Below are 15,698 nucleotides of genomic sequence, written 5' to 3' on the forward strand. Positions count from 1 at the left end.
CTCTACTCCCCCGCCTTGAGAACCGCTGCAAAGTCCCTCGCCTGATCACACAGTGCGAGGGAACGCCGATGCTTTTTCCGATTAATGCCCTGCCCGATGGGGCTGTCTCTTGATTCCCGCCATAGGCTTTCTGGTCGTGGCGGCGATGGACCCGAAGACGCGCGACGTCGGCGGGGTTCTCAACGACTTCACGCACTGCCTGAACACCTACGACGCATGGGCCGAGAGCTTCTGGAGCTTTTCGGCGCTGGATGTCGAGCAGGTGTTCAAGGTGGGGGATGAAGTTGCGCTGGTTGCGCCCATCACCCGTTCTCTTTATCCCAGCAGCACCGTCGCGACCTGCAAAGCCAACGCGTCGTTGAAGCTGGTGCATATGTTCCATAGCACGCGTTTCGTGCCCATCGGCAATACGCCAGTGATGCTGCAGGAAGTCGCGCAAGACGGTGGCGCCCTCGGCGACCCCATCCATAAAACCATCGGCCCCAGCGGCATTCTCGAAGTCACCGAGTGCACCGTCGACCGGCAGTACCGGGTCAGCTTTTACCCCAACGTTTCCAAGGACCACGTCAAGGCGCTGTATGCCTCCTATCAGTCCGAGATCAGCTCGCTGGAAGGCCGCTTGCGTGACGAGTGGACGAGCACATTCAAGCCGATATGGGAGAGCTATTCCAAGGCTGACTTTGTCGATCGGTACACCTCGCTGCAACAGGCGTACGCGCAAGGCTTTGGCAACGTGCTTTACGGTCTGTGGGACGGTATTGCGCAACTGTACCAGTGGCTGGCAGATATCAGGCCCAACAGCGAAAAGCTGCTGCAGTACCTCTCCCAGGCCGAGCTTGGAGCGCTGCTGCAGCTCAGTAATGAGGCGATTGCCAAAGGGTTGCTGATCCTGAGTGATGAACCGTTGCTGTTCATCTACCTGTCCGCAATGGTCAGTTGGATGCGCATGCTGCCACCGCATTACATGCTTGAGTTGCTCGGGGAAATCACCACCGAGGTGCTGCTCAACCTGCTGTTGCTATGGGCTACCGGCGGGATGGGTGTGGCGGTGCGCTTGGGTGCGCAGGTGCTGGGCAAGGTCAAGTCCGAGCAGGCACGGGAGTGGTTGGAGCAGATTGCCAAGCTGGGTGGTAAGGCCCCGTTGGATGGGCATGCGGAGGTGCTTAAGCCGTTATCGCTTCAGAGTCATGCCGTGCCGGTGAAGGCTGCGGCGGTGCCGTTGAAGGCTGGCGTGGAGGAAGTTTCGAACCCGGCACCCATGGTGCGGGAGCCCAAAACGGCGCGAACAGCGCTGGTGAAGCAGGAGCCTGTGGATGATGTGCCTGCTTCGGCGAAAAATCCCAATGGGGATGCTTCGGTCTGTTCGGCGAATACCTGTACCGATGGCTGCCCGGTTTCGATGGTTACCGGTGAGGAGCTGCTGACTCTCACTGACGGCTCGTTGGAGGGTGTGCTGCCGTTTGCCTGGACGCGGTTGTATCGCAGCAGTGCCGTGGAAGTGGATTGCGGGTTGGGGTTTGGCTGGAGTCATTCGTTGGCTCAGCGGTTGGTGGTGAGCGGCGAATCGGTGGTGTGGACCGATCACGAGAATCGCAGCACCACATTTCCCCTGCCCTCTGCTGCGCGGCCGGCCATCACCAATAGCCTGGCGGAAGCGGCGGTTTATCTGGGCTCGTTGCCCGATGAACTGGTGCTGGCTCAGGCGTCCTTTTTCTACCACTTCCGCAACGGTGTTCTGACGTCGATCAGCGATACGTATGACAACCGGCTGCGCATTTCCCGCGACTATTCAGGACGGATCCAGCGGATCGATAACCACGTCGGCCAGGGATTGCTGCTGCGGTATGACCGGGGGCACATCGTTGCAGTCGACTATCAGGTGCAGCGGGAACTCAGCTGGGTTACCGAACAGAACGTTGTTTCCTACACGTACGACGATGCTTGGCGGTTGATCGAAGCGACCAACGCTATCGGCGAAAGCGAACGTTATCGCTACGACGATCAACAGGTGATCCTGGAGCGGGAGCTAGCCGGTGGGGCGAGTTTCTTTTGGGAGTGGGAAAGGTCTGGCAAGGCGGCACGCTGCATCCGGCACTGGGCCAGCTTTTCGCAGATGGACACGCGGTATGTGTGGGACGACAACGGCACTGTCACCGTGCACAACGCCGATGGCAGCCAGGAAGTCTACGTCCACGACCAGCGCGCACGGCTGGTGCAGCGGATCGATCCGGACGGCGCGCAGCACTTCAAATCCTACGATGAAAAAGGCCGCCTGACGGTCGAGCAGGACCCGCTGGGAGCGGTCACGGCGTATCAGTACGACGAAGCCGGTCGGTTGATTGCGCTGTTTCCCGGTGACGATGCACCCACGTCCTACGAGCATGACAACGGGTTCGTGCGGGTTGTACGTCGTGGTGACGCGGTGTGGAAATACCAGCGTAACGACCAAGGCGATATCACCCGCAAGACCGATCCGGATGGTAACTACACCGAATACACCTACACCCAACACGGAAAGCTTACAGGCGTCTGGTATCCGGACAACAGCAGCCAGCGGCTGATCTGGAACGAGCGTGGCCAGCTCACCGAAGAGAAGCTGGCGAATGGCGGAGTGCGGCGTTATCGCTATGACGACCTGGGGCGACAGGTGGCTTGCGAGGATGAGCATGGCGCGCTGACCCAGTATCAGTGGGACGCCGTGGGGCGCCTGCTGAAAGTGATTCAGCCCGACGGCGGCACTCGCGAATTCAGCTACAACCCGTACGGAAAAATCACTGCCGAACGTGACGAGCTGGGGCGGGTTACTCGCTATGAGTATGCCGACGGCCTGCATCTGATCAGCCGTCGGATAAATCCCGACGGCACGCAGCTCAAATACCGTTATGACAATGTCCGGCTGTTACTCACCGAGATCGAAAACGAGGCTGGGGAAACCTATCGGCTTGAGTACCACGCCAACGGCCTGATCCAGCAGGAGACCGGATTTGATGGGCGCCGCACCGCCTATGCCTACGACCTCGCCGGGCACCTGCTGGAAAAGACCGAATACGGCGATGACGGCAGTCAGTTGGTTACCGGTTATCAGCGAGACAGCGCCGGTCGCCTTGTACGAAAAACCCTGCCTGACGGCAGCAGAGTCAATTACACCTACGACCGCCTCGGCAATCTCCTCAACGTCGACGACGGTAATTGGCCGCTCCACTACGAATACGACCTGCAAAACCGCCTCACCGCCGAGCACCAAGGCTGGGGCACGCTGCGCTACCGCTACGACGAATGTGGGCAACTCAACTACCTGCGCCTGCCCGACAACAACCGCCTCACCTTTCACCACGACAAAGGCGGCGACCTTGCCACCGTCGAACTGAATGGCAAACCGCTCACCTCGCACCTGTTCAAATCCGGCCGTGAACACCAGCGCCAGCAAGGCCAACTTCTCAGCCACTACCACCACGACGACCAGGGCCGCCTGCACGCCCACGCCATCACCCAACAAGAACAACGCCACCAACGCCGCCAATACGACTACGACAAACGCGGCAACCTGACCCGCATCCTCGACACCCGTAAAGGCCAGCACGACTACCACTACGACCCGCTCGACCGCCTGACCCGCGCCAACCATTCGCACGATCTGCAAGAACGCTTCGTCCATGACCCGGCGGGCAACCTGCTGATGCAAGACCGCGTCGGTCCCAGCATCGTCAAAGGCAACCGCCTGTTGATGCAAGGCGACCGTCATTACGACTACGACGCCTTCGGCAACCTCCTGCGTGAACGCCGGGGCCGCGCTCAAAAACTGGTCACCGAATACCGCTACGACTGCCAGCACCGCCTGATCGGCGTCACCCAACCGGACGGTACCGAGGCCGCATATCGCTACGACCCGTTTGGACGGCGCATCGCCAAAGTCGTCAACGGCGAGACCGAATTCTTCTGGCAAGGCGACACCCTGATCGCCGAATACAGCGCCGATCACCACCAAAGCTACCTCTACGAACCCAACAGTTTTCGCCCGTTAGCACTGCTCAAAGGCTACGGCCCGGAAGACGTAAAACCCTTCCACTACCAACTTGACCACCTCGGCACCCCACAGGAACTCACCGCGCCCGACGGCGAAATCGTCTGGTCCGCCCACTACCGCGCCTACGGCCAAATCGCCAAGCTCGACGTCAACACCATCACCAACCCGCTGCGCTTCCAGGGCCAATACTTCGACCCGGAAAGCGGGCTGCACTACAACCGCCATCGCTACTACAATCCGGATATTGGCCGCTACCTGACGCCCGATCCCGTGAAGCTGGCGGGTGGGCTGAACGGCTACCAATACGTGCCCAACCCGACGGGGTGGGTGGATCCGTTGGGGTTGAGTACCTGTCCGGGAGGAGATGGATGTAAGCCGACACATCGTGCTGAAGACCCAGCGAGCAAAGCCAAGGTAAACGAGGGCGACGTAGAGCCGCCTAAAGGCTTCGATAGTAAGCTCTCAAGAAATGCAGCGCTGAGAAGAGCTAAAGAGATTGGTGGTATTCCACGAAGCACGCAGCCTATAGCGGTTGAAAGAGATAAGATCCGTGATCAAGATAAATACATATCGGGCAGGACATATGTTTTTAGCCTTAAAGAAGGCCATATGACCAAAATTTATGAGCACTCGCTAGGTCATGTAGAGGGCAATCACGGCCCACACTTCAACACAAAAAACACAGTTGACGAAATAAAAGTACCTTTGAAGATAGGCGATGACTCACATACGTATTTCAAGGAAAAACCATGAAAACAGCATACATAAATGAAGTTGGAGTAAAACCTTGGAATGAAATAGAGCAGATAGATGATGCTCGATTTTCCACATTAACGTTAATCGATCATGACTTCCATGGAGTCTGGAGCTCCTGGTGCAATGTAGCTGAATATTTACTTGAAGAGTGGCCGATCAAACGAGAATGGCGGTCGATAGGATGGGGCGAGTTCTTCTCAAAGACAGAGGAGTACCTACTAAAAAAGAGATTATCTGACCAAATAAAAAATGGAGACGTATTCGAAAAAAACATAAACACAAACATATACTCTATAATAAAAAACCTTCCAACCAATCCAAAAAAAATAATAAATTCCGCTCTGGAAGGCTCAAGCGAAACTATTTTAGTGATGCAAAAATCCGGTGCTGCAATAGAACAGCTTTGGATCGACATGACTATTTTCGAGAAAAGAGCCACTACCGAAAGCACAAGCACCTTCCTTAAAAATCAAACACATACGATACTTTGCAGGTTTTTTGATTCAGAAACACATGCCGCCGCTCAATTTATAAGCATGATTGATGCTCAAGAAAACTTAGTAAGCGCAATCAAAAAAAATGAAATCCGAGAAATCACCCAACAAGATGTCTACAGGTACATACACACCAAATCATAAACGAACACCTGAATCCGCTACAACTACAACAACACTGGCGCGCACATATATTTTTGCATCAAAAAATCCACACCATACTCCCCAAGAACTCATCACATTTTAAAACCAACAAGGCAATCAAATAAACATGAACCACTTCGATACCGAACTTGAAAAATCCCTAAAAACAGACAACATTCATTACGAGCGACTTCCTAAAAAAGATGAGGAAAACCTTATAAATAAAATACAACAAAAAATCACCTTTTCTGGAAGTCAAATCAACTGGAAGATCCTGCAGAACGCAACCGACCTGAGCCATATAGATAAATCCTTAGCATTCAGTGAAATCTCAGAAAAGCTGAATAGTCTTGGGGTTCAGAGGGTGATTTTCCTAGGCGATTCAGCTATTGAATATGCTTACTCAATAGCGATAGCCGACCTAAGGAGAGCACTTGATATCTTTGCAGAGTTCCCTCAGCACACCTACATTTTTCCTGAACAGCTACATTGGATCGCCTGCCTAGCATTTGAAGGTCACATAGATTACGCCGACCTGCCGTACGACGAGGCTTGAAGTCGGCAGCTTCCCATAGGGGGGGTAATGGATAATGCGATAGAAGTGATCAGATATACCTACCAAAATATCCAAACTTCAAATAGATCAACCCATTTTTCCGAATCGAAAACCACGAAACGGCAAAATTCTCGGAGCGAAAGAACACTATTTGTTTAAGGAAAAAAAATGAAATTCTGGAACGACTTTGACGGAAGCATTTTGTTCAACAAGGTGTTCACAACCCCCATACCCATCGGAGAAATCACTTTATTCTCAGTAGACATCAATAACGATCATTCACACATCCACATAGCATTTGACATCTCTGAAATCCCTGACAACCCACCTATTAAATGGGTTACAGCAGGATTCAACACTTGCAGATTAGGGTTGAGCTGCGGTGGCCTTAGCGACGTACTAATAAAAAATATACCCAACACTCAAAAAATGAAGCTTACCATCGAAAAACATGAAAGCTATTTTTTGGTTCGTGCTCAATCATCTAAATCTTTGATCGAACTTAAAACCAAACATCCATCGCTTTGCGGCCCATCGGTCTATACAAATGACCCTGACTCAGCGTGCTATTAGTAACGATCTGGCTAGCAATAGATACGAGAGCGATGCCACACCATTGTTCAAATGCAAAAAAAATACTTATATAAACACGCAGCGCCTTATCACAAAGTCAACAACATGAAAAATCGAAATCTAGAAAACCTAATTCATGAGTACCTAGCTCAAGTAAAAAGAGCGACCAATTTACTTGAACATACCTTCAGAACAAAAAACATCCTCCGGCTATGGCGCAGCAAAGACATCCCGCAACGCGGGAGGATCACTGACAACATCTCCTACGAACTACACGGAATTGGCTGCAGAGTCGATTTTTCCGGAGTATGTATCGATTTCGACTACGGCCCAAACGAAAGGGTGGACGGCTTCGACCCGTGGCGGCTTTATATATACGCATGCGAAGTACCACACCGGTACAAAAAGTACACTAACCAGAACACACTCAAACTTGAATTCAATAATTATGTAGCACAAGGAAAAGCACAAAAAATCACTGATTCAATGTCCAACCTATACTTCCTGAATCCTTGACCCTGCTCGCCCCCTGACCAGCTGTCACCAGGCGAGCATTCGAGTTTACCCAGCGCAAAACTCACTCTTTCGCGGTAAACACTCGCCCTCAACTCCACGCCACCACCAACAACCCCGCCCCCAGCACCAAACACAGCGGCGAGTAAAAAAACGTATCCAGCCGCGCAAACCGCGACCCGCCGACCTTCTTGAAAAACCCCACCAGCTCCGAATCCCCAATCGCCCGGGCAAACATCACCAGTGCCACTGCACTAATTCCCCACTGCAACGCATGATTGGACACCGGCTCGAAATACAGCCCGGCCCGCAAACACACCAACACCGCAATCGCCACCAACCCCACGCCCACCAGCAACGTACCCAGCGCCGACGGCTTGAACGCCGGGCGTGGCCCGCTGGCGAATTCACCCGGCAGCTGCGGAATGGCGGCGGTAACGCCCAATTTGCCACCGGCGGCCCAGTACAAATGCACCAGGCTGATACAGCCAAAAACCCCGACAATCCATCGCGCGACTAAAAAGCTCATGGCTGGATATCCTTGGAAAAGTCCGAAAGAGGATAGACCTCTTGAGATTTTTTGCAGGCAATTCGTCGGCGGCTGATGGTAAAGTGCCGCCCCATGAAACTCGCCCGTACCGACCGCTCGCTCATTGCCTGGATGCTCTATTGCTGCGTCCTGTTCAATGTGTTCGCCTGCAGCATTGGTCATGGGCAAATGGTCGGGATGCAGCTCAACGGTATCGGCGGCCAGTTCTGTACGGTGGACCCGCGCACCCAGGCGCCGGCGCCTTACAAGTCCACCGATGAATCCCTGCCCACGCTCTCGAAAGCCTTCGGTTGCCCGCTGTGCTCCACCGGCGGCATGGGCCCGGCGCTCAACTCCAGCCTCAATGTGGCGGTGCTGCCGCAACCCCATGCGCCGCCGCCAGCCATCGTTGCCAGCGCTGACATTCCTGCCCGCTTCACCTGGCCTGCGGCTAATCCGCGCGCCCCACCCGCCTTCGCCTGATACCTGCGCTTTTTTGATTTGCCCATGCGGCTGCCTCCTTCGGAGTGCGGACGGCTGTGGGTTGTTTTCAAGCCATGTTTTTCAGGATTCAACCATGAAACATTTACCCCTTTTGGCGGGCCTGTTCGGCTGCCTGCCTGTCAGCACCTGGGCGATTGAGCTGGCACCGACCACCATTGATGGCGAGCAAACCGGCGATGCCGGCCTGGCCCTGGATCAGTCCAGCGGCATGGCTTCGCGCCTGGGGCTGAGCGTGCGGGAAACTCCGGCGTCCATCGCCATTGCCAATCGCAACGACATCGAGCGCCGAGGCGCCAAGACGTTTCAGGACGCGGCCAATACCCTGCCCGGGGTCAACGCCAGCGCACCGCCGGGGTTTGGCGGTTTTATCTCTTATCGGGGTTTTACCAGCAGCCAGATTACCCAGATGTTCAATGGCGTCGCGGTGTCCGGCGGCCTGGCTCGCCCGGTGGATTCATGGATTTATGATCGGGTCGAATTGGTCGGCGGCCCCTCCTCGCTGATCAACGGCGCCGGTTCCGTCGGTGGCTCGCTGAACTATGTGACCAAGCTGGCCACCCGTGAAGAACAGGCTGCCGAAGGGCAACTGACGTATGGCAGCTACGATACCGCCGGGATGGCCTTCGGTCTGAACCACGCGCTGACCGAGCCGGGCGCTGAGGTCCAGCACTACGCGCGCCTGGACGTGAGCCGCAACACCAACCACACCTATATCGATCGCCAACAGCGCGATGCCTGGAGCGTGGCGTTTTCCCTGCTGAGTGATTTCACCCCGAACCTGTCCCACACCCTGGCCCTGGAATACCAGGACGAACACGAAGACAGCCCCTACTGGGGCACGCCGGTGCTTAACCCGAAGTCCGGCGAGTTGAAGATCGACAAGCACAACCGCTTCAACAACTACAACGTCGCCGACGGTCGTTATGAGCAACGCACAATCTGGGTGCGCTCGATCATCGACTACCGGATCAACGACAGCACCACCCTGAAAAACACGCTCTATCACCTCGACAGCCAGCGCGACTATCGCAACCTGGAAACCTACCAGTACAACGCCGATAACAGCGCGGTGAATCGCTCGACGGCCTATCAGGTGCGGCATCAGGGTGAGCAGAACGGCAACCAGTTCGAGCTGCGCCATGACGACACGTTCTTCGGCTTGAGCACAACCTGGTCGGGCGGCTTTGAGTACAAGGTCAACAGCACCACCAGCAACCCGTTGAACGTATCCGCCAAAAACACAGTGGATCCGAACAATTACGATCCGGGGCATTTCTATGACCTTCCCGGCACCAAACCCGGCTTCGATCCGGACAAGACCAACGCCGTCACCACCAAGGCGCTGTTCGTGGAAAACCGCTTGGGGCTGACCGATAAATTGTCGCTGCTCACCGGCCTGCGCTATGACGCGATTGACCTTGAGGTCACCAACCACCGCGCCATCACCGCCAGCAATCCCCGGCACGTCAAGCGCAGTTGGGAGCCGGTGACCGGACGCATCGGCCTGACGTATCAGTTCATTCCACAAGCCAATGTCTACGTGCAATACAGCACCGCCGCCGAACAGCCGAGCAGCACCACCCAGGTGTTCGACGTGTCCACCGGCAAGCAGTGGGAAGTGGGCAGCAAGTTCGACTACCTGGACGGTCGCGGCTCGGCCACCGTCGCCGCCTACAAGATCGAGCGCAAGGACTTCGCCGTGACCGACCCGCAGGACCCGACCAACAGTATTCCGGTGGGTGCACAGTCGTCCAAGGGGATCGAACTGGCGAGTTCGTTGCGGGTCACGCCCAAGCTATTGGTGGAGGGCAACTATGCCTGGGTCGATGCCGAATATGAGGACTTCAACGAGAAAACCGTCAGCGGTGCGGTGGTGTCGCGCAAGGGCAATACGCCGACCAATGTGCCCAAGCAGGTGGGCAATTTGTGGCTGACCTATGATTTTGCGGAGGATTGGCAAGGGGGTGTGGATGCACGGTATGTGGCGTCGGCGTATGCCGATAACGCCAACACCCTGACGGTGCCGGCGTATACCTTGTTCGGGACGTTTTTGACTTACAAGGTCGATCAACACACCTCCGTGACGGGCCGGGTGCGTAACCTGACGAATGAGGTGTATGCCGAGTTTGCCCATGTGTCGCCGGCGTATTACCTCGGGTCGCCGAGGACGTTCGAGCTGGCGGTGCAGACCAAGTTCTAAGTCCCTGCAAGTTTCAAGGTAAAAATGAGGTCAGTGTGGGAGCGGGCTTGCTCGCGAAAGCGGCGAGTCAGTCAATACAAATGTTGCCTGCAAAACCGCTTTCGCGAGCAAGCCCGCTCCCACATTTTTGATCTCAATCGGGCTGTTATATCGGTGCTATTTCAGGCTGGTCTCGACCTTCTGCGCCACATCCTCAGTCAGCCACGCCTTCCAGATCTCCGGATGATCCTTGAGGAACGCCTGGGCAACTTCACGTGGCTGGCTGTGCTTCTCGCTCATCTCGGCCAGCGCCTTGTTCAACGGTTCGATCGGAAAGTCGACCTTGGCAAAGAATTCGGCGATCTGAGGATGCTCTTTCTGGAACGGTGTAGACACACCAATGCTCAGCTTGGAAGCCAGCGAACGGGTGGGTTTCGGATCGGGATTGTCCGAATCCGTCAGTGTCTTCCACGCCTCGGCATCAAATGGCGGCTCTTCCAGCTGGATCAGCTTGTAGCGCCCCATCAGCGGCGTAGGTGACCAGTAATAGAACAGCACCGGTTTGCCCCGGCGGATCGACGAGGCAATCTCGGCGTCCAGCGCGGCACCCGAACCACTGCGGAAATTCACGTAGCTATCATCAAGCCCATAGGCCTTGAGCTTTTGCTTGTTGACCACTTCCGAGGTCCAGCCAATCGGGCTGTTGAGGAAACGGCCCTTGGCCGGCGCTTCGGGGTCCTTGAACACGTCCTTGTAGCGCGCCAGGTCCTTCACGCTGCGCAGTTCCGGCGCCAGGGGCTTGATGCCCTTGGCGGGGTCGCCCTTGACCACGTACTCCGGCACCCACCAGCCTTCGGTGGCGCCCTTGACGATATCCCCGAGCCCCACCACTTTGCCTTCGGCCTCGGCCTTGACCCACACCGGGCTACGGCCGGCCCATTCTTCGCCGATCACCTGGATGTCGTTTTTCGCCAGGGCCGTTTCCAGGGTAATGGTGGTGCCGGGCAAGGTGTCGGTGGGCAGGTCATAGCCCTTTTCGACAATCACCCGCAGCACCTCGGTGATCAGGCTGCCGCTTTCCCAGTTCAGGTCTGCAAAATGAATCGGCGCCTGGGCGGCCGATACGGGCAGCGACGCCGCCGACAAACTCAGGGTCGTCAGCGAGGCCGCCAACAGCGCTCGAATTCCTTTCATGCTTTGCACCTCATGCCTACAGCAATAGCGAACGGCTTTGCTGTAACACCGCGAAGCCTCTGAATACTTAAGTCAACTCAACTGTAGTAGAGGTTCCGGCGAACATGGCATGTCGCATGCTTTTACGGCGGATTGGTCAACCGCTGCAACTCGCGGCGCACCATGCTGGCGAATTCGGCGGGCTTGAGTTCATACAACTGGCCGGCGACCCAGTTTAACCAGGCGCCCTGCAACTCGGATTTGCGGGCAAACAATTGCGCCGCCCTGGCTTGGGCATCGAGCAGGTACTGCTCGTGAAACTGCGCCCTACCCTGGCTCATTACTCGCTGGCCTTGAAGGTCACGAGCTCACCCTTGCGCCATTTGGCGGCCTTGCCGGTGACGGCCTTCAGGGTTTTGGTCAAGCCTTCTACCAATTGCTCATTGGCAGCAAACACCAACATCACACTGTGGCCTTCCTTGAACACAATGCCCTGGCCGTCAGTCGTGGACACAAAGGCGTAATCGCCCAGGCCATACACCGTCAACTTGATATCGCGAAACTTCAGCTCGAACTTGCCGCCTTCGCGACTGGGCAATACAGCCGCCCGGAAATGATCACCGACCTTGAGCTCCAGGCGCGGCTTATCGTCCACCACCAGCGCCGCTTCGGTGTCGATCTCGGCGATGTAGATACCTTCAGGTGTCTGTTCAGTGACGTAGACGAAACGGGATTGAAACTGCTTGACCAACTTTGCGCGCAAATCACCCAGCACGAATAACGCGTGCATATCCAGATTACTGACTGCCAAGGAAACGCCCCCACATCAAAAGGGTGCTGTCCGCCCAAGCGGGCAGCACAAAAAAACGGCCGAAACGGCACGATCACACAACAAATTCATTGATAAAAACTGAAGAAGATCACTCTGCCAAGCCGCAAGACTAGTACAGACGTGCCCGACGCACCTTACGCAGGTCGTCAGGCGTTGCAGGAGATCACAGGTTTAACGACCAGAGAACACTGGCCGACCCACTTCAGATAATAACCCTTTAAAAAATGCAGTTTCCGACATCAAACACAGAAATTAATGCTTCGGATGGAACCGAACGCCAGATGCTGACGACAATACTAAAACAGCACCACGGGTTAAAACCACCCGAAATACTGCAAACGGGTCCGCAAGTTCGATCGACAGGAGCTGATTATGCAACGACCTCAACCGATTGCCACACCCTCGAACACGGGTTCATCTTTTATGGATGACCGCCAATTCTACTCCCTATACACCCACGACGGTGGCCTGCATTCGGCGCTCTACCGTGTGTTGCCTGCCGGAAGAAACTTCTTTCATATCCTTGAAGTGCCCAGCGGACGCATCAAGGGCTTTCGCAGTGGCCATAGCGAGGCGTGCGAACTGGCCAGGCAACTGGAAGCGATCCTCTGCGCCACCCAAGGTTGAATACCTGGGTTGGCGTTTCGTCATCTGGTTGACTTTACTGCGCCGCCAGCGCGTAACAACTGCCATACTGGTCCGTCCATTGAGATTTGTCCCCTTGCGGTTCAGGTTTCATCAGCGCAATTACCTCCAAGGGAAGGCTATACGTGACGGAATTTGATATTGGCGAATTTTTCATCCATGGCGAAGCCAGGGAAGTAGACGGTGAGTTCCAAGCCGTGATTGTGATGCGGGCCAAGGCTCCCCTGACCACCGTGACGACCCACCAGGTAGAAAAGGACCGCTGGTTCAAAACCGTAGACGCCGCCAACACGGCTGCCAAGGATGCTGCCAAAGCCCTTAAGGCCGCCGTCGATTCAGGCGCGCTGACTTCCTGATTAACCGGCGCGAAAATCCGATCGAACTCTGCCCCGCCTCAAACCTCCCATGCATACGATGATCAGCCTGCATGGAGAACGATATGGAAGCGCCGACTTACACCCTCGAAGCCTTGTTTGAACAACTTGGACTGGAATCGTCCCCCGAGGCGATTGACGCCTTTATCGGCGAACACACCCTGCCCAACGATGTAAAGCTGATTGACGCGGATTTCTGGTCACCGCAACAAGCCCAATTCCTTAAGGATGAACTGCGTGAAGACGCCGTCTGGGCGATTGCGGTCGATGAGCTGAACCAGCGCCTGCACCAGCCACGCTAACCTTTCAATGCAGGCTGTCTGACTGCTCCAGGTGCAACAACGCCTCCCAGGCAGCCCTGCACTCTTCGGCTTCATCGCGGCTGGCAAACGCCGTGCCGCGCTGCTCGCCGTTAAGCAACACCACCCAACAGGCCTTTTGCCCCAGCGCGCGCAGGGTGGGTGGTACGCCACTGCCAATCATCACGGCGACATCGACTTTGGTTTGCATGGAATGCCTCCAGAGAATTAGTTAGCTGGCTAACAATGTTCGCCATGCTACGGTTTTCCTCCAGTTGGAAAAAGCTATCCCCGGAATAGCTCCCTTGCATAACCTGCAACAATCCCCCGCTGAATCAGCGCCCCTCGGGTTTGTAGCCCAGGCGCAGGCCGCCCCAATGTCGGCCATTGACCGTGATCGGCACCGACAGGTCGTGCATCAATTCACCGGTATCGCGAGTGTAGGTCTGCAACAACACCGCCTGCTGGTGGCTGCCGCAGCGGATTCCGGTACGGTCTTCAAACTTGCGCTTGGTGCGGTTTTGTACCGCGTCTACCTGGGCATCACCGGTCAACGCCTGGGAAAACACCTTGTTGTGGGTCGGCACGTAACCCTGTGGCGTGCAGGCAATCGCGAACACCAGTCCCTCGTGCCGAGGTAATAAGGCTTCCTGGATCGCTGGCAGTACCTGATCGGTATAGCCATCAAAACGCGTGTGGTATTTGCTCGGCCGGGTGTTGGGAATGGGGGTGTAGCTGCGGTCGAACAGGTCATCGAGGCTGATGCGGTTTTGCAGCACGTCGGCTTCAAACTGCGCGGCGATCCGGCTCGCCCCTTCGCGGGCCAGGTCGTAGATGCGCTGGTGATAGTCGTCCAGGCCGACCTCGGCCAGGCGCTCGCTGATGGTTTCAGCCTGCCCTTCCATTTGCACGGCGGCGGCAGCCAGCTGTTGGGTCTGCTGGTCACTGACGGTCAAATCGCTGCGCATCTGCTCCACTGCATGGAACAGGCTGTCGAGTTGGGCGCGATTGGTGTCTGTGCCTTGGGCGATCACGTTGACCTGCCCTTCCACATTCGCTGCAAGGGTGGCGATGCTCTCCAGTTGCTCCCCGGCGTGCTCTACCTGCTCTACACCGGATTGCAAATCCGCTGACAATTGCCGGATCTGTTCCACCACTTGGGCGGTCCTTTGCTGGATATCCGCCACCATCACCCCGACTTCATCGGTAGCCGTGGCGGTTCGTCCGGCCAGGCCACGCACTTCGTCGGCGACGACCGCAAACCCACGACCATGCTCACCGGCCCGAGCCGCTTCGATCGCCGCGTTCAAGGCCAACAGGTTGGTCTGGCTGGCGATCGACTGAATCACCAGGGTGACGCGCTGGATTTCTTCGCTGCGCTGGCTTAACGCCTCAATCAATTGGCGACTGTCGTTGGCGCGCTGGCTGAGCTGGTGCATGCGGGTGATGGATTGCGCCAGCACTTCACGCCCTTCGGTACTGCGTTGATGGGCCTGGCTGGCAGCGCCGAGGGCTTGGCGGCTCAGTTCCGAAGTGACTTTCTCGGTGCCGATCATCACTTCGGCACTGCTGACGATCTGCTGCGCCGCGCCTAATTGTGATTGCAGCCTGGCCGCCAGTTGCTTGACCGAATAGGCCACGCCGGCAGCAGACAATGCGTTATGACTGGTGGTGTAGGACAGGTCGCGGGTCAGCTCGCCGATAGCATCGGTGGCTTCGGACGCGGTAACGCTGGGGGTGCGATGTGTCAGGCGGGGCAGCCAGATCAGCAGCAGGGCGACCGGCAGGCACAGGTAAATCGAGAGTTGGGCGAACGCCAGGCCCAGCAGCAACAGCACCAGGGCGGTACTTTGCAGGAGCGGCGTCAACCAGCCGGGCAACTGACGCGCCACCACTGGTGGTGACACTGCTGCGCCCATGAGAGATCCGTCTCCAGCCATGTTCGTTACCCCGCTGCTTGTCGTTATTGTGACTGCATTAGACGCCACTATGTAGCCATTATCCATGGGCCTTTAGTGGGGGGCTTGCAGCAGATCAATAAACGGGGGTAACACGGGCGAAATCTATGCAGGAGCGAACGTGCTCGCGAAGAACCTGAGAGCA

16 protein-coding genes are annotated in these 15,698 nt (G+C 56.3%); 10 read left to right on the forward strand and 6 right to left on the reverse strand.

Annotation, left to right across the window (positions count from 1 at the left end; all coding sequences use genetic code 11):
• The first annotated feature begins 145 nt into the window (after window positions 1-145).
• The 5 genes from HBJ59_RS13545 (at window position 146) to HBJ59_RS32035 (ending at window position 7,063) form a co-directional block, all read left to right on the forward strand.
• Complete coding sequence (locus tag HBJ59_RS13545; RefSeq protein WP_256670835.1) at window positions 146-4,777, forward strand: RHS repeat-associated core domain-containing protein; 4,632 nt, start codon at window positions 146-148, stop codon at window positions 4,775-4,777.
• Window positions 4,774-5,418, forward strand: coding sequence for a hypothetical protein (locus tag HBJ59_RS13550; protein WP_076016211.1), 645 nt, complete (start codon window positions 4,774-4,776; stop codon window positions 5,416-5,418). Before HBJ59_RS13545 ends, HBJ59_RS13550 begins: the two co-directional genes overlap by 4 nt.
• 127 nt (window positions 5,419-5,545) lie before the next feature.
• Complete coding sequence (locus HBJ59_RS13555; RefSeq protein ID WP_076016212.1) at window positions 5,546-5,974, forward strand: hypothetical protein; 429 nt, start codon at window positions 5,546-5,548, stop codon at window positions 5,972-5,974.
• Between the two features lie 168 nt (window positions 5,975-6,142).
• The gene (locus HBJ59_RS13560) at window positions 6,143-6,547 is read left to right on the forward strand and encodes an Imm50 family immunity protein (RefSeq protein ID WP_167663841.1); all 405 of its coding nucleotides are present in this window, start codon (window positions 6,143-6,145) and stop codon (window positions 6,545-6,547) included.
• A gap of 105 nt (window positions 6,548-6,652) precedes the next feature.
• Complete coding sequence (locus HBJ59_RS32035) at window positions 6,653-7,063, forward strand: hypothetical protein (protein ID WP_372241469.1); 411 nt, start codon at window positions 6,653-6,655, stop codon at window positions 7,061-7,063.
• An 88-nt stretch (window positions 7,064-7,151) separates the two neighbouring features.
• Here HBJ59_RS32035 and HBJ59_RS13565 read toward each other — a convergent pair whose 3' ends face one another.
• Window positions 7,152-7,589, reverse strand: a complete 438-nt coding sequence (locus tag HBJ59_RS13565; RefSeq protein ID WP_076016215.1) for a DUF3995 domain-containing protein — start codon at window positions 7,587-7,589, stop codon at window positions 7,152-7,154.
• Between the two features lie 93 nt (window positions 7,590-7,682).
• On the opposite strand from HBJ59_RS13565, the gene HBJ59_RS13570 reads away from it, so the two are divergent.
• On the forward strand, window positions 7,683-8,072 hold the full coding sequence (locus tag HBJ59_RS13570) for a DUF2946 domain-containing protein (RefSeq protein WP_003214719.1): 390 nt from the start codon (window positions 7,683-7,685) through the stop codon (window positions 8,070-8,072).
• 94 nt (window positions 8,073-8,166) lie between these two features.
• On the forward strand, window positions 8,167-10,293 hold the full coding sequence (locus HBJ59_RS13575) for a TonB-dependent siderophore receptor (RefSeq protein WP_167663842.1): 2,127 nt from the start codon (window positions 8,167-8,169) through the stop codon (window positions 10,291-10,293).
• A 156-nt stretch (window positions 10,294-10,449) separates the two neighbouring features.
• On the opposite strand, the gene HBJ59_RS13580 is transcribed toward HBJ59_RS13575, so the two are convergent.
• From HBJ59_RS13580 to HBJ59_RS13590, 3 genes are all read right to left on the reverse strand, one after another.
• Window positions 10,450-11,466, reverse strand: a complete 1,017-nt coding sequence (locus HBJ59_RS13580) for an ABC transporter substrate-binding protein (RefSeq protein ID WP_167663843.1) — start codon at window positions 11,464-11,466, stop codon at window positions 10,450-10,452.
• A gap of 122 nt (window positions 11,467-11,588) precedes the next feature.
• Window positions 11,589-11,786: a hypothetical protein gene (locus HBJ59_RS13585; protein WP_167663844.1), complete on the reverse strand. Its 198-nt coding sequence runs from the start codon at window positions 11,784-11,786 to the stop codon at window positions 11,589-11,591.
• Window positions 11,786-12,235, reverse strand: coding sequence for a hypothetical protein (locus tag HBJ59_RS13590; RefSeq protein WP_178124270.1), 450 nt, complete (start codon window positions 12,233-12,235; stop codon window positions 11,786-11,788). Before HBJ59_RS13590 ends, HBJ59_RS13585 begins: the two co-directional genes overlap by 1 nt.
• Before the next feature lie 465 nt (window positions 12,236-12,700).
• Here HBJ59_RS13590 and HBJ59_RS13595 point away from each other — a divergent pair, with 465 nt between their 5' ends.
• From HBJ59_RS13595 to HBJ59_RS13605, 3 genes are all read left to right on the forward strand, one after another.
• Window positions 12,701-12,904 (forward strand): hypothetical protein, encoded by a 204-nt coding sequence (locus HBJ59_RS13595; protein ID WP_083676703.1) that lies wholly within the window; start codon window positions 12,701-12,703, stop codon window positions 12,902-12,904.
• Between the two features lie 143 nt (window positions 12,905-13,047).
• Window positions 13,048-13,278, forward strand: a complete 231-nt coding sequence (locus tag HBJ59_RS13600; protein ID WP_076016221.1) for a hypothetical protein — start codon at window positions 13,048-13,050, stop codon at window positions 13,276-13,278.
• A gap of 83 nt (window positions 13,279-13,361) precedes the next feature.
• Window positions 13,362-13,598 carry a DUF2789 domain-containing protein gene (locus tag HBJ59_RS13605; RefSeq protein WP_076016222.1) on the forward strand — a complete coding sequence of 79 codons (237 nt, stop codon included), beginning with the start codon at window positions 13,362-13,364 and terminating at the stop codon, window positions 13,596-13,598.
• 4 nt (window positions 13,599-13,602) lie between these two features.
• Here HBJ59_RS13605 and HBJ59_RS13610 read toward each other — a convergent pair whose 3' ends face one another.
• Window positions 13,603-13,806: a hypothetical protein gene (locus HBJ59_RS13610; protein ID WP_003214710.1), complete on the reverse strand. Its 204-nt coding sequence runs from the start codon at window positions 13,804-13,806 to the stop codon at window positions 13,603-13,605.
• Window positions 13,807-13,930: 124 nt separating this feature from the next.
• Complete coding sequence (locus tag HBJ59_RS13615) at window positions 13,931-15,601, reverse strand: methyl-accepting chemotaxis protein (protein ID WP_372241470.1); 1,671 nt, start codon at window positions 15,599-15,601, stop codon at window positions 13,931-13,933.
• Window positions 15,602-15,698: the final 97 nt, after the last annotated feature.

Origin of the sequence: Pseudomonas sp. AN3A02 (assembly GCF_011765255.1) — a bacterium.
GTDB lineage: Bacteria > Pseudomonadota > Gammaproteobacteria > Pseudomonadales > Pseudomonadaceae > Aquipseudomonas.

Bases quoted from the DNA above. Each gene is read 5' to 3' on its own strand.
- HBJ59_RS13565 (WP_076016215.1), bottom strand. From the start codon at position 7,589: ATGAGCTTTTTAGTCGCGCGATGGATTGTCGGGGTTTTTGGCTGTATC.
- HBJ59_RS13555 (WP_076016212.1), top strand. From the start codon at position 5,546: ATGAACCACTTCGATACCGAACTTGAAAAATCCCTAAAAACAGACAAC.
- HBJ59_RS13575 (WP_167663842.1), top strand. From the start codon at position 8,167: ATGAAACATTTACCCCTTTTGGCGGGCCTGTTCGGCTGCCTGCCTGTC.
- HBJ59_RS13570 (WP_003214719.1), top strand. From the start codon at position 7,683: ATGAAACTCGCCCGTACCGACCGCTCGCTCATTGCCTGGATGCTCTAT.
- HBJ59_RS13585 (WP_167663844.1), bottom strand. From the start codon at position 11,786: ATGAGCCAGGGTAGGGCGCAGTTTCACGAGCAGTACCTGCTCGATGCC.
- HBJ59_RS13560 (WP_167663841.1), top strand. From the start codon at position 6,143: ATGAAATTCTGGAACGACTTTGACGGAAGCATTTTGTTCAACAAGGTG.
- HBJ59_RS13550 (WP_076016211.1), top strand. From the start codon at position 4,774: ATGAAAACAGCATACATAAATGAAGTTGGAGTAAAACCTTGGAATGAA.
- HBJ59_RS32035 (WP_372241469.1), top strand. From the start codon at position 6,653: ATGAAAAATCGAAATCTAGAAAACCTAATTCATGAGTACCTAGCTCAA.
- HBJ59_RS13545 (WP_256670835.1), top strand. From the start codon at position 146: ATGGACCCGAAGACGCGCGACGTCGGCGGGGTTCTCAACGACTTCACG.
- HBJ59_RS13580 (WP_167663843.1), bottom strand. From the start codon at position 11,466: ATGAAAGGAATTCGAGCGCTGTTGGCGGCCTCGCTGACGACCCTGAGT.
- HBJ59_RS13590 (WP_178124270.1), bottom strand. From the start codon at position 12,235: ATGCACGCGTTATTCGTGCTGGGTGATTTGCGCGCAAAGTTGGTCAAG.
- HBJ59_RS13615 (WP_372241470.1), bottom strand. From the start codon at position 15,601: ATGGATAATGGCTACATAGTGGCGTCTAATGCAGTCACAATAACGACA.
- HBJ59_RS13610 (WP_003214710.1), bottom strand. From the start codon at position 13,806: ATGCAAACCAAAGTCGATGTCGCCGTGATGATTGGCAGTGGCGTACCA.
- HBJ59_RS13595 (WP_083676703.1), top strand. From the start codon at position 12,701: ATGGATGACCGCCAATTCTACTCCCTATACACCCACGACGGTGGCCTG.
- HBJ59_RS13605 (WP_076016222.1), top strand. From the start codon at position 13,362: ATGGAAGCGCCGACTTACACCCTCGAAGCCTTGTTTGAACAACTTGGA.